This is a genomic window from Burkholderia latens, assembly GCF_001718795.1.
Classification (GTDB): Bacteria; Pseudomonadota; Gammaproteobacteria; order Burkholderiales; family Burkholderiaceae; genus Burkholderia; species Burkholderia latens_A.
This window is the reverse complement of the sequence record NZ_CP013435.1, coordinates 2,350,453-2,364,646: the sequence shown is the minus strand read 5'-3', so window position 1 is coordinate 2,364,646 and position 14,194 is coordinate 2,350,453. Positions and strand designations below refer to the sequence as shown.

Annotated in this window: 14 protein-coding genes and 1 tRNA gene; all 15 read left to right on the top strand. The window is 62.9% G+C overall.

All coding sequences use genetic code 11. The annotated features are described in order from the left end of the window. The first annotated feature begins 29 nt into the window (after positions 1-29). The 15 genes from secG (at position 30) to WK25_RS10915 (ending at position 14,167) form a co-directional block, all read left to right on the top strand. The gene (secG, locus tag WK25_RS10985; protein ID WP_059546424.1) at positions 30-407 is read left to right on the top strand and encodes a preprotein translocase subunit SecG; all 378 of its coding nucleotides are present in this window, start codon (positions 30-32) and stop codon (positions 405-407) included. A 111-nt stretch (positions 408-518) separates the two neighbouring features. Continuing rightward, positions 519-603: transfer RNA gene (locus tag WK25_RS10980), tRNA-Leu, on the top strand. Positions 604-757: 154 nt separating this feature from the next. Further along, positions 758-1,117 carry an NADH-quinone oxidoreductase subunit A gene (locus tag WK25_RS10975; RefSeq protein ID WP_006398798.1) on the top strand — a complete coding sequence of 120 codons (360 nt, stop codon included), beginning with the start codon at positions 758-760 and terminating at the stop codon, positions 1,115-1,117. Positions 1,118-1,179: 62 nt separating this feature from the next. Next, complete coding sequence (locus WK25_RS10970) at positions 1,180-1,659, top strand: NuoB/complex I 20 kDa subunit family protein (RefSeq protein WP_006398799.1); 480 nt, start codon at positions 1,180-1,182, stop codon at positions 1,657-1,659. Between the two features lie 21 nt (positions 1,660-1,680). Next, entirely contained in the window at positions 1,681-2,283 is a 603-nt protein-coding gene (locus WK25_RS10965) for an NADH-quinone oxidoreductase subunit C (RefSeq protein ID WP_040144675.1), read from the top strand. A 9-nt stretch (positions 2,284-2,292) separates the two neighbouring features. Beyond that, the gene (locus WK25_RS10960) at positions 2,293-3,546 is read left to right on the top strand and encodes an NADH-quinone oxidoreductase subunit D (RefSeq protein WP_040144674.1); all 1,254 of its coding nucleotides are present in this window, start codon (positions 2,293-2,295) and stop codon (positions 3,544-3,546) included. 181 nt (positions 3,547-3,727) lie between these two features. Then, positions 3,728-4,213, top strand: a complete 486-nt coding sequence (nuoE, locus tag WK25_RS10955) for an NADH-quinone oxidoreductase subunit NuoE (RefSeq protein ID WP_040144673.1) — start codon at positions 3,728-3,730, stop codon at positions 4,211-4,213. Continuing rightward, positions 4,210-5,520, top strand: a complete 1,311-nt coding sequence (gene nuoF / locus WK25_RS10950) for an NADH-quinone oxidoreductase subunit NuoF (protein WP_059546425.1) — start codon at positions 4,210-4,212, stop codon at positions 5,518-5,520. The genes nuoE and nuoF overlap by 4 nt, the downstream gene beginning before the upstream one ends. Before the next feature lie 84 nt (positions 5,521-5,604). Continuing rightward, on the top strand, positions 5,605-7,935 hold the full coding sequence (gene nuoG, locus WK25_RS10945; RefSeq protein WP_069241580.1) for an NADH-quinone oxidoreductase subunit NuoG: 2,331 nt from the start codon (positions 5,605-5,607) through the stop codon (positions 7,933-7,935). Further along, a complete protein-coding gene (nuoH, locus tag WK25_RS10940; RefSeq protein ID WP_040144670.1) occupies positions 7,936-9,003 on the top strand; it encodes an NADH-quinone oxidoreductase subunit NuoH in 1,068 nt (355 codons plus the stop codon). Between the two features lie 15 nt (positions 9,004-9,018). Beyond that, positions 9,019-9,507 carry an NADH-quinone oxidoreductase subunit NuoI gene (gene nuoI, locus WK25_RS10935; RefSeq protein ID WP_011885529.1) on the top strand — a complete coding sequence of 163 codons (489 nt, stop codon included), beginning with the start codon at positions 9,019-9,021 and terminating at the stop codon, positions 9,505-9,507. A 105-nt stretch (positions 9,508-9,612) separates the two neighbouring features. Then, positions 9,613-10,263: an NADH-quinone oxidoreductase subunit J gene (locus WK25_RS10930; protein WP_040144669.1), complete on the top strand. Its 651-nt coding sequence runs from the start codon at positions 9,613-9,615 to the stop codon at positions 10,261-10,263. 18 nt (positions 10,264-10,281) lie between these two features. Further along, a complete protein-coding gene (gene nuoK / locus WK25_RS10925; RefSeq protein ID WP_004185739.1) occupies positions 10,282-10,587 on the top strand; it encodes an NADH-quinone oxidoreductase subunit NuoK in 306 nt (101 codons plus the stop codon). A gap of 17 nt (positions 10,588-10,604) precedes the next feature. Next, positions 10,605-12,659, top strand: coding sequence for an NADH-quinone oxidoreductase subunit L (gene nuoL / locus WK25_RS10920; RefSeq protein ID WP_069241579.1), 2,055 nt, complete (start codon positions 10,605-10,607; stop codon positions 12,657-12,659). 17 nt (positions 12,660-12,676) lie between these two features. Then, entirely contained in the window at positions 12,677-14,167 is a 1,491-nt protein-coding gene (locus WK25_RS10915; protein WP_040144667.1) for an NADH-quinone oxidoreductase subunit M, read from the top strand. Positions 14,168-14,194: the final 27 nt, after the last annotated feature.

The following is a 14,194-nucleotide window of genomic DNA, read 5'->3' as shown; positions in this document are numbered from 1 at the left end:
CGGTCGCCTGATCCAATCGGGTGGGTGTGATGCTGTTATTCAAGACGCTGATTATTGTCGTGCAGGTGCTGTCTGCGCTGGGTGTGATCGGGCTCGTGCTGCTGCAGCACGGCAAGGGTGCCGACATGGGCGCCGCATTCGGCAGCGGCGCGTCGGGCAGCCTGTTCGGTGCGACGGGCTCGGCGAACTTCCTGTCGCGCACGACGGGCATTCTCGCGACGATCTTCTTCGTCGCGACGCTCGCGCTGACGTACCTCGGTTCGTACAAGTCGACGCCGTCGGCGGGCGTGCTCGCCACGGCGGCGACCGCGCCGGCAGCGTCGTCTGCAGCGTCGGCTCCGGCCGTCGCGGCGTCTGCTGCCGCCGGCTCGGCAGCGAGCGCGCCGAGCCAGGACGTCCCGAAATAAAAAGTTCAAATTTTTGCGTTTGTGCGTTGAACAAATCTGGAACTCGGGTTAGAATTTAATTCTTGAAGCGATTCGCGGGAAACGAGCAGTACGACCCGAGTTGCATGCAGTGCCGACGTGGTGAAATTGGTAGACACGCTATCTTGAGGGGGTAGTGGCGAAAGCTGTGCGAGTTCGAGTCTCGCCGTCGGCACCAAAGTTACTCAATGCCAGCCGCTTCTAGTGGCTGGCATTTTTCATTTGTGGGGTGTGTCTTGCGATTGTCTTGTGATCGCCTGCACTCCGAAATGATTCCTTCCGCCGGAAGTGGTATTCTCCGGACGCTCAGAACCAACCGATAGAGGATTGCCTTGAACCTCGCAGCCTATTACCCCGTCTTGTTGTTCCTCCTCGTGGGCACTGGTTTAGGTATAGCGCTGGTCAGCATCGGCAAGCTCCTCGGTCCCAACAAGCCGGACGTCGAGAAGAACGCACCGTACGAGTGCGGCTTCGAAGCCTTTGAAGACGCCCGGATGAAATTCGACGTCCGGTACTACCTCGTCGCCATCCTGTTCATCATCTTCGATCTCGAAACCGCATTCCTGTTTCCGTGGGGCGTCGCGCTCCGGGACATCGGCTGGCCGGGTTTCATCGCAATGATGATTTTTCTGCTCGAATTCCTGCTGGGCTTTGCCTATATCTGGAAGAAAGGCGGCCTCGACTGGGAGTGATGGGTTAATCGCCGGTTTGCATGGGCGGCCACGCTGGGTCGCTCGTCTGGAGTGGAAAGCAAATGAGTATCGAAGGGGTCTTGAAGGAAGGGTTTGTCACCACGACGGCTGACAAGCTGATCAACTGGACGCGTACCGGCTCGCTGTGGCCGATGACGTTCGGGCTCGCGTGTTGCGCCGTCGAGATGATGCATGCGGGCGCCGCCCGTTACGACCTGGACCGGTTCGGCGTGGTGTTTCGCCCGAGTCCGCGTCAGTCGGACGTGATGATCGTGGCCGGCACGCTGTGCAACAAGATGGCGCCTGCGCTGCGCCGCGTGTACGACCAGATGGCCGAGCCGCGCTGGGTGATCTCGATGGGGTCGTGCGCGAACGGCGGTGGTTACTACCACTACTCGTACTCGGTGGTCCGCGGCTGCGACCGGATCGTGCCGGTCGACGTCTACGTGCCGGGCTGCCCGCCCACGGCCGAGGCGCTGGTCTATGGCGTGATCCAGCTTCAGGCGAAGATCCGCCGCACCAACACCATCGCCCGTCAATAAAGCCCCGAGCGTCCCCTCAATATGGCAAGCAAAATCGAGACCCTCAAGGCCAACCTCGAAGCCGCGCTCGGCGCGCGCGTGGTGAGCCTCACCGAAGCGATCGGTGAACTGACGCTCGTCGTGAAGGCGAGCGATTACCTCGAAGTCGCAAAGACGCTGCGCGACGATCCGAAGCTCCGTTTCGAGCAACTGATCGACCTGTGCGGCGTCGACTACCAGACATACGGCGACGGCGCGTACGACGGCCCCCGTTTCGCGGCCGTGTCGCAGCTGTTGTCGGTCACGAACAACTGGCGCCTGCGCGTGCGCGTGTTCGCGCCGGACGACGATCTGCCGATCGTTGCGTCGCTCGTCGACATCTGGACGTCCGCGAACTGGTACGAGCGCGAAGCGTTCGATCTGTACGGCCTCGTGTTCGAGGGTCACCCCGACCTGCGCCGCATTCTCACCGACTACGGCTTCATCGGCCATCCGTTCCGCAAGGACTTCCCGGTGTCGGGCTACGTCGAAATGCGTTACGACCCGGAAGAGAAGCGTGTCGTCTACCAGCCGGTGACGATCGAGCCGCGCGAAATCACGCCGCGCGTGATCCGCGAGGATCGCTATGGCGGTCTGAAACATTAAGGGGGCGTCATGGCAGAAATCAAGAACTACACCCTCAACTTCGGCCCGCAGCACCCGGCAGCGCACGGTGTGCTGCGCCTCGTGCTCGAGCTCGACGGCGAAGTGATCCAGCGTGCCGATCCGCACATCGGCCTGCTGCACCGCGCGACTGAAAAGCTCGCGGAAAACAAGACGTTCATCCAGTCCGTGCCGTACATGGACCGCCTCGACTACGTGTCGATGATGGTCAACGAGCACGGCTACGTACTCGCGATCGAAAAGCTGCTCGGCATCGAAGTGCCGGAGCGTGCGCAGTACATCCGCGTGCTGTTCGACGAAATCACGCGCGTGCTGAACCACCTGATGTGGATTGGCGCGCACGCACTCGACGTCGGCGCGATGGCGGTGTTCCTGTACGCATTCCGCGAGCGCGAGGACTTGATGGACGTGTACGAAGCGGTGTCCGGCGCGCGGATGCACGCTGCGTACTACCGCCCGGGCGGCGTCTATCGCGACCTGCCTGACGCAATGCCGCAATACAAGGCGTCGAAGATTCGCAACGAGAAAGCGCTCGCGAAGATGAACGAAGCGCGCAGCGGCTCGGTGCTCGATTTCATCGACGATTTCTTCACGCGTTTCCCGAAGTGCATCGACGAATACGAAACGCTGCTGACCGACAACCGGATCTGGAAACAGCGTCTGGTCGGGATCGGTGTCGTCAGTCCGGAACGTGCGCTGCAGATGGGGCTGACGGGCCCGATGCTGCGCGGCTCCGGCATCGCGTGGGACCTGCGCAAGAAGCAGCCGTACGAAGTGTACGACCGCATGGATTTCGACGTGCCGGTCGGCGTGAACGGCGATTGCTACGACCGCTATCTGGTGCGCGTCGAAGAAATGCGCCAGTCGGTCCGGATCGCGAAACAGTGTATTGAGTGGCTCCGCAAGAATCCGGGCCCGGTGATGACCGACAATCACAAGGTTGCGCCGCCGTCGCGCGTCGGCATGAAAACCAACATGGAAGACTTGATTCACCACTTCAAGCTCTTCACCGAAGGTTTTCACGTGCCGGAAGGCGAAACTTACGCGGCCGTCGAGCACCCGAAGGGCGAGTTCGGCATCTACCTCGTGTCGGATGGTGCAAACAAGCCGTATCGTCTCAAGATTCGCGCGCCGGGCTTCGCACATCTCGCGTCGCTCGACGAAATGGCGCGCGGTCACATGATTGCCGACGCCGTCACGATCATCGGTACGCAGGACATCGTGTTCGGCGAAATCGATCGCTAATGGTTGCGCCGCCCGTTTGCTCCGGGCGGCGAGCGGTAAGTCACACGCGAAGTCACCTGCGGTATGCGCTGAACCGGCGCGGCTTCGCAAGCTGTCAACAGTGAGCGCCAGGTCTGCCGTCCATGCACAGCAGTGCGGCAGGTTGTTCGTTCGGTAGGAATTGAAAGAGTCGTGTCTGAAAATGATCTCAGCTGAAGGCCTGAAGGAAATCGATCGAGCGTTGACGAAGTATCCCGCCGATCAGAAACAGTCCGCCGTGATGTCGGCGTTGGCCGTCGCTCAGGAAGAGCACGGCTGGCTGTCGCCCGAACTGATGCAGTTCGTCGCGGACTATCTCGGCATGCCGGCCGTCGCCGTGCAGGAAGTCGCGACGTTCTACACGATGTACGAGCTCAAACCGGTCGGCAAGCACAAGATCACGCTCTGCACGAACCTGCCGTGCCAGCTCGGGCCGCACGGCGGCGCGGAAGCGACGGCCGAGTACCTGAAACAGAAGCTGGGCATCGACTTCGGCGAGACCACGCCCGACGGCAAGTTCACGCTGAAGGAAGGCGAATGCATGGGCTCGTGCGGCGATGCACCGGTGCTGCTGGTGAACAACCACAGAATGTGCAGCTTCATGAGCCGCGAGAAGATCGACCAGCTGCTTGAGGAGCTTTCGAAATGACGTCCCTCCACGACCGTCACATCAAACCGTTGATCCTCGCTGGTCTGAACGGCGAGAACTGGCATCTCGAAGATTACGTTGCGCGCGGCGGCTACAAGCAACTGCGCCGCATTCTCGAAGAAAAGATTCCGCCGGAGCAGGTGATCGCCGACGTGAAGGCGTCGGGCCTGCGCGGCCGCGGCGGTGCGGGCTTTCCGACCGGCCTGAAGTGGAGCTTCATGCCGCGCCAGTTCCCGGGGCAAAAATACCTCGTCTGCAACTCCGACGAAGGCGAGCCCGGCACGTTCAAGGATCGCGACATCCTGCGCTGGAACCCGCATGCGCTGATCGAAGGGATGGCCATCGGCGCGTACGCGATGGGCATTACCGTCGGCTACAACTACATCCACGGCGAAATCTTCGAAGTGTATCGACGCTTCGAGGCCGCGCTGGATGAAGCGCGCGCCGCAGGTTTCCTCGGCGACAACATCATGGGCTCGGAATTCTCGTTCCAGCTGCATGCGCACCACGGCTACGGCGCGTACATCTGCGGCGAGGAAACGGCGCTGCTCGAGTCGCTCGAAGGCAAGAAGGGCCAGCCGCGCTTCAAGCCGCCGTTCCCGGCGAGCTTCGGCGTATACGGCAAGCCGACCACGATCAACAACACCGAGACGTTCGCCGCGGTGCCGTTCCTGCTGGCCATCGGGCCGCAGAATTACCTCGAGATCGGCAAGCCGAACAACGGCGGCACGAAGATCTTCTCGGTGTCCGGCGACGTCGAGCGTCCGGGCAACTACGAAGTGCCGCTCGGCACGCCGTTCGCGACGCTGATGGAGCTCGCCGGCGGGATGCGCGGCGGCCGCAAGATCAAGGCCGTGATTCCGGGCGGATCGTCGGCGCCGGTGATCCCGGGCGACATCATGATGCAGACCGATCTCGATTACGACTCGATCGCGAAGGCGGGCTCGATGCTCGGCTCCGGCGCGGTGATCGTGATGGACGAGACGCGCTGCATGGTGCGTTCGCTGCTGCGCCTGTCGTACTTCTACTACGAGGAATCGTGCGGCCAGTGCACGCCGTGCCGCGAAGGCACCGGCTGGCTGTATCGCGTCGTGAACCGTATCGAGCACGGCGAAGGGCGTCAGGAAGATCTGGACCTGCTGAACTCGGTTGCCGAGAACATCATGGGCCGCACGATCTGCGCGCTCGGCGATGCGGCGGCGATGCCGGTGCGCGGGATGCTCAAGCATTATTGGGACGAATTCGCGTACCACGTCGAGCACAAGCACTGCATGGTCGGCGGCCATGCGCACGCGGCGGCAGCCTGAAGCGAAGCACCGGTTGCGGAATTTGAGCGCACGGTCGGGCCAAGGCGCGAACGGGCGGAAATAGGTTAAGGACCATTCACCATCATGGTTGAACTTGAAATAGACGGCAAGAAGGTCGAGGTGCCCGAAGGCAGCATGGTGATCCAGGCTGCGCACAAGGCGGATACGTACATTCCTCACTTCTGCTATCACAAGAAACTGTCGGTCGCGGCCAACTGCCGGATGTGTCTCGTCGAAGTCGAGAAGATGCCGAAGGCCGTGCCTGCCTGCGCGACGCCCGTGTCGGCCGGCATGATCGTGCGCACGCAGTCCGACAAGGCCGTGAAGGCGCAGCAGTCGGTGATGGAATTCCTCCTCATCAACCACCCGCTCGACTGCCCGATCTGCGATCAGGGCGGCGAATGCCAGCTGCAGGATCTGGCGGTCGGCTACGGCAAGTCGTCGTCGCGCTACTCGGAAGAAAAGCGCGTGGTGTTCCACAAGAACGTGGGCCCGCTGATCTCGATGGAAGAAATGTCGCGCTGCATCCACTGCACGCGCTGCGTCCGGTTTGGCCAGGAAATTGCCGGCGTGATGGAGCTCGGCATGCTGGGCCGCGGGGAGCACTCGGAAATCACGACGTTCGTCGGCAAGACGGTCGACTCCGAGCTGTCGGGCAACATGATCGACCTGTGTCCGGTTGGCGCGCTGACCAGCAAGCCGTTCCGCTACAGCGCCCGCACGTGGGAACTGTCGCGCCGCAAGTCGGTGAGCCCGCACGATTCGGTCGGCGCGAACCTCGTCGTGCAGGTGAAGAACAACCGCGTGATGCGCGTGCTGCCGTTCGAGAACGAAGCGATCAACGAATGCTGGATCTCCGACAAGGATCGTTTCTCGTACGAAGGCCTGAACAGCGAAGAGCGCCTGACGAAGCCGATGCTGAAGCAGGGCGGCCAGTGGATCGAAACCGACTGGCAGACCGCGCTCGAATATGTCGCGAAGGGCCTGAAGGGCATCGCTGCGGATCACGGCGCGAACGCGCTGGCGATGCTCGCGAGCGCGCACAGCACCGCTGAAGAGCTGTTCCTCGTGAAGCAGCTCGCAAACGAGCTGAAGACGCCGAACGTCGACTTCCGTCTGCGTCAGCAGGATTTCTCCGCACCGGTCCAGGGTGCACCGTGGCTCGGCATGCCGATCGCGGAACTGTCGAACGTGGATGCCGCGTTCGTTGTCGGGTCGTTCCTGCGCCGCGACCACCCGCTGTTCGCGGCACGCCTGCGTCAGGCTGCGAAGAACGGCGCGAAGCTGCACTTCCTGCATGCGAGCGCCGACGACTCGCTGATCCCGACCGCGCAGCGCATCGTCGCCGCTCCGTCGGCATGGCTCGACGAACTGGCAGGCATCGCCGCGGCCGTCGCGCAACTGCGTGGCGTCGCGCTGCCGGATGCGCTCGCGGGCGTCACCGCATCGGCTGCCGCACAGGCGGTCGCGCAATCGCTCGCGAATGGCGAGCGCCGCGCAGTGCTGCTCGGCAACGTCGCGGTTCGTCATCCGCAATTCTCGAAGCTGCACGCCGTCGCGCAGTGGATCGCCGACAACACCGGCGCCACGTTCGGTTTCCTGACCGAAGCGGCGAACACGGTCGGGGCGCACGTCGTCGGCACATTGCCGGGCGAAGGCGGCCTGAACGCACGCGAAGCGTTCGCGCAGCCGCGCAAGGGCTACGTGCTGCTGAACGTCGAACCGGAATTCGACACGGCAGATCCTGCGCAGGCGCTTGCCGCGCTGAACCAGGCTGAAATGGTCGTCGTGATGTCGCCGTTCAAGCACGGCCTCGATTACGCCGACGTGCTGCTGCCGATCGCGCCGTTCACGGAGACGGCCGGTACGTTCGTCAACGCCGAAGGCACCGTGCAGAGCTTCAACGGCGTCGTGCGCCCGCTCGGCGACACGCGTCCGGCCTGGAAGGTGCTGCGCGTGCTCGGCAGCCTGCTCGGCCTGCCGAACTTCGAATACGAGACGGCCGAAGAAGTGCGTCTGGCGGCGCTCGGCGACGCAGGTGTCGCGAACCGCCTGTCGAACCGGACGCCGGTCGCGCCGGCCCGCGTCGCGGCAGCTGCCGCGAACGGCAGCTTCGAGCGCCTCGCCGATGTACCGATCTATCACGCCGACGCGCTCGTGCGCCGCGCGGGTGCGCTGCACCTGACGGCGGCCGCGAAGGCGGCGAACGCCGCAGCCCTGCCGGCCGCGCTGTTCGACAAGCTGGGCTTGAAGGAAGGCGACGCAGTGCGCGTGCGCCAGGGCGAGCGTGCGGTGCAGTTGCCGGCCGTGCGCGACGCGAATCTTGCGGAGACGGTCGTTCGCGTGTCGGCGGCAACGCCTGCCGGCGCAGCGCTCGGCAGCCTGTCCGGTGAACTGGTGGTGGAGAAGGCGTAAATGAGCTTGTTCGATACGATCAACGCGGGTGGAGCCCAGCTTCTCGGCGTCGCATGGCCGACCGTGTGGGCGCTCGTGCGCATTCTCGTCGTCGCCGTCGTGATCCTGCTGTGCGTCGCGTACCTGATTCTGTGGGAGCGCAAGCTGATCGGCTGGATGCACGTGCGTCTCGGCCCGAACCGCGTCGGCCCTGCCGGCCTGCTGCAGCCGATCGCCGACGTGCTGAAGCTGCTGCTGAAGGAAGTCATTCAGCCGACGGCCGCCAGCCGCTGGCTGTACCTGATCGCACCGATCATGACGGTCGTGCCGGCGTTCGCCGTGTGGGCCGTGATTCCGTTCCAGGCCGAAGCCGTGCTCGCGAACGTGAACGCGGGGCTGCTGTATGCGATGGCGATCTCGTCGATCGGCGTGTACGCGGTGATTCTCGCCGGCTGGGCGTCGAACTCGAAGTACGCGTTCCTCGGCGCGATGCGCGCCGCGGCGCAGATGGTGTCGTACGAAATCTCGATGGGCTTCGCGCTGGTGCTCGTGCTGATGACGGCAGGCAGCCTGAACCTGTCGGAAATCGTCGGCTCGCAGCAGCACGGCTTCTTCGCCGGCCACGGCGTGAACTTCCTGTCGTGGAACTGGCTGCCGCTCCTGCCGGCGTTCGTCGTCTACTTCGTGTCCGGCATCGCCGAAACGAACCGTCACCCGTTCGACGTGGTGGAAGGGGAGTCGGAGATCGTCGCAGGTCACATGATCGATTACTCGGGCATGGCGTTCGCGCTGTTCTTCCTCGCCGAGTACATCAACATGATCGTGATCTCGGCGCTGGCCGCGACGCTGTTCCTCGGCGGCTGGGACGCACCGTTCGAATTCCTGTCGTTCATTCCGGGCATCTTCTGGCTGGTGCTGAAGGTATTTGCGCTGCTGTCGGTGTTCATCTGGGTCCGCGCGACGTTCCCGCGCTACCGTTACGACCAGATCATGCGCCTGGGCTGGAAGGTGTTCCTGCCCGTCACGGTGATCTGGGTGGTCGTGGTCGGCTTCTGGATGATGTCGCCGCTCAACATCTGGGTGAAGTAAAGATCGGACGAAATCATGACGGCAATCCAACACTTCTTTAAGACCTTCTTCCTGACGGAGCTGCTGAAGGGGCTCGCGCTCACCGGTCGTTACACGTTCCGGCGCAAGTTCACCGTGCAGTTCCCGGAAGAGAAGACCCCGATCTCGCCGCGTTTTCGCGGGCTGCACGCGCTGCGCCGCTACGAGAACGGCGAAGAGCGCTGCATCGCGTGCAAGCTGTGCGAGGCCGTATGCCCCGCAATGGCGATCACGATCGAATCGGAAACGCGCGCGGATAACACGCGCCGCACGACGCGTTACGACATCGACCTGACGAAGTGCATCTTCTGCGGTTTCTGCGAGGAAAGCTGCCCGGTCGACTCGATCGTCGAGACGCAGATTCTCGAGTACCACGGCGAAAAGCGCGGCGACCTGTATTTCACGAAGGAAATGCTGCTCGCGGTGGGCGATCGCTACGAGAAGGACATCGCCGCGGCGAAGGCCGCCGACGCGCCGTATCGTTGATTGTGTGTGCAGTGCCGGCCCGGGATGAACGGGCCGAGCCGCCGCGACGGGTGCGGACGTCCCGCAAGCCGCGCCTGACTATGGCCTAACGATGAACCGGTAATCATGGAATTCACGACCGTACTGTTCTACATCTTCGCGCTGCTCCTGGTGGTATCAGGGCTGAAGGTGATCACTTCGCGCAACCCGGTGGCGTCTGCGCTTTTCCTTGTGCTGGCGTTTTTCAACGCCGCAGCGATCTGGATGCTGCTGGAAGCGGAGTTCCTCGCGATCCTGCTGGTGCTGGTGTACGTGGGCGCCGTGATGGTGCTGTTCCTGTTCGTCGTGATGATGCTGGACATCAACATCGATTACCTGCGCCGCGACTTCAAGCGGTTCGTGCCGATGGCAACGGTCGTCGGCGCGATCATCGTGATCGAAACCGCGCTGATCCTGTGGCGCGGCTACGGCGACACGCACGCGGTGCATGCAATGGCGACGGGCGCGATGGCCGACTGGTCGAACACGCGCCTGATCGGCAAGGTGATCTACACCGATTACATCTTCGCGTTTGAAATCGCCGGCCTGGTGCTGCTGGTCGCGATCATCGCCGCGATCGGGCTGACCGAGCGCAAGGGCAAGGACAGCAAGCGCCAGCGCGTGTCGGATCAGGTCAAGGTGCGCCGCGGCGACCGCGTGCGCCTCGTGAAGATGGAAGCGGACAAGCCGCAGCCGGAAACGGCGCAGAGCGAAGCCGGTACGAGCACCAACGGCTAAGCGGAGGAAAAGAAAACCATGCTGACTCTTGCTCACTACCTCGTGCTCGGCGCGATCCTCTTTGCGATCGCGATCGTCGGGATCTTCCTGAACCGCCGCAACATCATCATCATCCTGATGGCGATCGAACTGATGCTGCTGGCGGTGAATACCAACTTCGTCGCGTTCTCGCACTACCTCGGCGACGTGCACGGCCAGATCTTCGTGTTCTTCGTGCTGACCGTCGCCGCAGCGGAAGCCGCGATCGGTCTCGCGATTCTGGTGACCCTGTTCCGTAAGCTCGACACGATCAATGTCGAGGATCTCGATCAGCTCAAAGGTTAATTTCAGGCAACGCTGTTATGTCAACGACACTCAATGAAAACCTGCTGCTGGCGATTCCGCTCGCTCCGCTGGCCGGCTCGCTGATTGCGGGGCTGTTCGGGAACGCAGTGGGGCGCAAGGGCGCACACCGGATCACGATCCTCGGCGTATTGATCGCGTTCCTCCTGTCGGCGAAAGTCTTCGTCGACGTGATGGGCGGTGCGAGCTTCAACGCGACCGTCTACGAATGGATGAACGTCGGCTCGCTGAAACTCGAAGTCGGCTTCCTCGTCGATTCGCTGACCGCGATGATGATGGTCGTCGTGACCTTCGTGTCGCTGATGGTGCACGTGTACACGATCGGCTACATGTCGGAAGAAGACGGCTACCAGCGCTTCTTCTCGTACATCTCGCTGTTCACGTTCTCGATGCTGATGCTCGTGATGAGCAACAACTTCCTGCAGCTGTTCTTCGGCTGGGAAGCGGTGGGTCTGGTGTCGTACCTGCTGATCGGCTTCTACTTCACGCGTGAGAGCGCGATCTACGCGAACATGAAGGCGTTCCTCGTGAACCGCGTCGGCGACTTCGGCTTCCTGCTCGGCATCGGCCTGCTGCTCGCGTTCGCGGGTTCGATGAACTACGGCGAAGTGTTTGCGAAGCGCGCGGAGCTCGCGAGCCTGCACTTCCCGGGCACCGACTGGGGCCTGCTGACCGTTGCGTGTATCTGTCTGTTCATCGGCGCGATGGGCAAGTCCGCGCAGTTCCCGCTGCACGTGTGGCTGCCGGACTCGATGGAAGGCCCGACGCCGATCTCCGCGCTGATTCACGCGGCGACGATGGTGACGGCCGGCATCTTCATGGTGTCGCGCATGTCGCCGCTGTTCGAACTGTCTGACACCGCGCTGTCGTTCATCACGGTGATCGGCGCGATCACCGCACTGTTCATGGGCTTCCTCGGGATCGTCCAGAACGACATCAAGCGCGTGGTCGCGTACTCGACGCTGTCGCAGCTCGGCTACATGACCGTCGCGCTCGGCGTGTCCGCTTACCCGGTAGCCGTATTCCACCTGATGACGCACGCGTTCTTCAAGGCGCTGCTGTTCCTCGGCGCCGGCTCGGTGATCATCGGCATGCACCATGACCAGGACATGCGCAACATGGGCGGCCTGCGCAAGTACATGCCGATCACGTGGATCACGTCGCTCGTCGGTTCGCTCGCGCTGATCGGTACGCCGTTCTTCTCGGGCTTCTACTCGAAGGACTCGATCATCGACGCGGTGAAGCTGTCGCACCTGCCGGGTTCGGGCTTCGCGTACTTCGCGGTCGTCGCGAGCGTGTTCGTCACGGCGCTGTACTCGTTCCGCATGTACTTCCTGGTGTTCCACGGCGAAGAGCGTTTCCGCCAGCCGAAGCATCCGGAATCGCCGATGGGGATGGCCGCCGCACACGGTCACGACGATCACGGGCACGGCCATGGCCACGACGATCATGCGCACGAGCCGCACGAGACCCCGTGGGTCGTGTGGGTGCCGCTGGTCCTGCTGGCGATCCCGTCGGTGATCATCGGCGCGATCGCGATCGGCCCGATGCTGTTCGGCGACTTCTTCCAGCATGGCGTCGCGTTCGACAAGGTGATCTTCATCGGCGAAAACCATCCGGCGCTGACCGAGATGGCCGAAGAGTTCCACGGCTGGGTCGGCATGGGCCTGCACTCGGTGTCGGGCCTGCCGGTGTGGCTGGCGCTTGCCGGCGTCGTCGTCGCGTGGTTCCTGTACCTGAAGCGTCCGGATCTGCCGGCGTCGATCCGCCGCGCGTTCGGCCCGATCTACACGCTGCTGGACAACAAGTACTACATGGACAAGATCAACGAAGTGGTGTTCGCCCGTGGTTCGGTGGCGATCGGCCGCGGCCTGTGGAAGGAAGGTGACGTCGTCGTGATCGACGGCCTCGTCAACGGCAGCGCCCGGTTCATCGGCTGGTTCGCCGGCGTGATCCGCTTCCTCCAATCCGGTTACATCTATCACTACGCGTTCGCCATGATCATCGGCATGCTGGGGCTCCTGACCCTGTTTGTAACGCTCGGCGGCAAATAAGGCGGGGGACAACACTAATGCACGCTTTTCCGATTCTCAGTACCGCGATCTGGCTGCCGATCGTTTTCGGCCTCCTCGTGCTCGCGGTCGGTAACGACAAAAACCCGGGGACGGCCCGCTGGGTCGCGCTGATCGGTTCGCTGCTCGGCCTCGCGGTCACGATTCCGCTGATCACGGGCTTCGATTCGAGCACGGCTGCGCTGCAGTTCGTCGAGCAGTCGACCTGGATCGAACGCTTCGACATCTCGTATCACCTTGGCGTCGACGGCATCTCGATGTGGTTCGTCGTGCTGACCGCGCTGATCACGGTGATCGTCGTGATCGCCGCGTGGGAAGTGATCACCGAAAACGTCGCGCAGTACCTCGCGGCCTTCCTGATCCTGTCCGGGATCATGATCGGCGTGTTTTCGGCGGCCGACGGCCTGCTGTTCTACGTGTTCTTCGAGGCGACCCTGATCCCGATGTACATCATCATCGGCGTGTGGGGCGGCCCGAACCGCGTGTACGCGGCGTTCAAGTTCTTCCTGTACACGCTGGCCGGCTCGCTGCTGATGCTGGTCGCCCTGATCTACCTGTACACGGAAACGCATTCGTTCGACCTTGCGACGTGGCAGAACGCGAAGATCGCGATGACGCCGCAGATCCTGCTGTTCATTGCATTCTTCCTCGCGTTCGCGGTGAAGGTGCCGATGTGGCCGGTGCATACCTGGCTGCCGGATGCGCACGTGGAAGCGCCGACGGGCGGCTCGGTCGTGCTGGCGGCGATCATGCTGAAGCTCGGCGCCTACGGTTTCCTGCGTTTCTCGCTGCCGATCACACCTGACGCGAGCCACTTCCTGGCGCCGGTCGTGATCACGCTGTCGCTGATCGCGGTGATCTACATCGGCCTCGTCGCGATGGTGCAGGCCGACATGAAGAAGCTGGTCGCGTATTCGTCGATCGCGCACATGGGCTTCGTCACGCTCGGCTTCTTCATCTTCAACCAGCTCGGCGTCGAAGGCGCGATCGTGCAGATGATCTCGCACGGCTTCGTGTCGGGCGCGATGTTCCTGTGCATCGGCGTGCTGTACGACCGCGTGCACTCGCGCCAGATTGCCGATTACGGCGGCGTCGTGAACGTGATGCCGAAGTTCGCGGCATTCGCGATGCTGTTCTCGATGGCTAACTGCGGCCTGCCGGGTACGTCGGGTTTCGTCGGCGAGTTCATGGTGATTCTCGCGGCCGTCCAGTACAACTTCTGGATCGCGTTCGGCGCGGCATTCACGCTGATCCTCGGCGCTGCCTACACGCTGTGGATGTACAAGCGCGTGTACTTCGGCGCGGTCGCGAACGATCACGTTGCCAAGCTGAAGGACATCGGCCGTCGCGAATTCACGATGCTGGCCGTGCTCGCCGCGTTCACGCTGCTGATGGGCCTGTATCCGAAGCCTTTCACCGACGTGATGCACGTTTCCGTGGAAAACCTCCTCTCCCACGTCGCGCAGTCGAAGCTGCCGCTGGCCCAGTAATCGCGAGCGGAGGAAATCAAGATCATG

Coding starts and splice junctions, on each gene's coding strand:
- secG (WP_059546424.1), top strand. CDS start 30: ATGCTGTTATTCAAGACGCTGATTATTGTCGTGCAGGTGCTGTCTGCG.
- WK25_RS10970 (WP_006398799.1), top strand. CDS start 1,180: ATGAGTATCGAAGGGGTCTTGAAGGAAGGGTTTGTCACCACGACGGCT.
- WK25_RS10965 (WP_040144675.1), top strand. CDS start 1,681: ATGGCAAGCAAAATCGAGACCCTCAAGGCCAACCTCGAAGCCGCGCTC.
- WK25_RS10960 (WP_040144674.1), top strand. CDS start 2,293: ATGGCAGAAATCAAGAACTACACCCTCAACTTCGGCCCGCAGCACCCG.
- nuoE (WP_040144673.1), top strand. CDS start 3,728: ATGATCTCAGCTGAAGGCCTGAAGGAAATCGATCGAGCGTTGACGAAG.
- nuoF (WP_059546425.1), top strand. CDS start 4,210: ATGACGTCCCTCCACGACCGTCACATCAAACCGTTGATCCTCGCTGGT.
- nuoG (WP_069241580.1), top strand. CDS start 5,605: ATGGTTGAACTTGAAATAGACGGCAAGAAGGTCGAGGTGCCCGAAGGC.
- nuoH (WP_040144670.1), top strand. CDS start 7,936: ATGAGCTTGTTCGATACGATCAACGCGGGTGGAGCCCAGCTTCTCGGC.
- nuoI (WP_011885529.1), top strand. CDS start 9,019: ATGACGGCAATCCAACACTTCTTTAAGACCTTCTTCCTGACGGAGCTG.
- WK25_RS10930 (WP_040144669.1), top strand. CDS start 9,613: ATGGAATTCACGACCGTACTGTTCTACATCTTCGCGCTGCTCCTGGTG.
- nuoK (WP_004185739.1), top strand. CDS start 10,282: ATGCTGACTCTTGCTCACTACCTCGTGCTCGGCGCGATCCTCTTTGCG.
- nuoL (WP_069241579.1), top strand. CDS start 10,605: ATGTCAACGACACTCAATGAAAACCTGCTGCTGGCGATTCCGCTCGCT.
- WK25_RS10915 (WP_040144667.1), top strand. CDS start 12,677: ATGCACGCTTTTCCGATTCTCAGTACCGCGATCTGGCTGCCGATCGTT.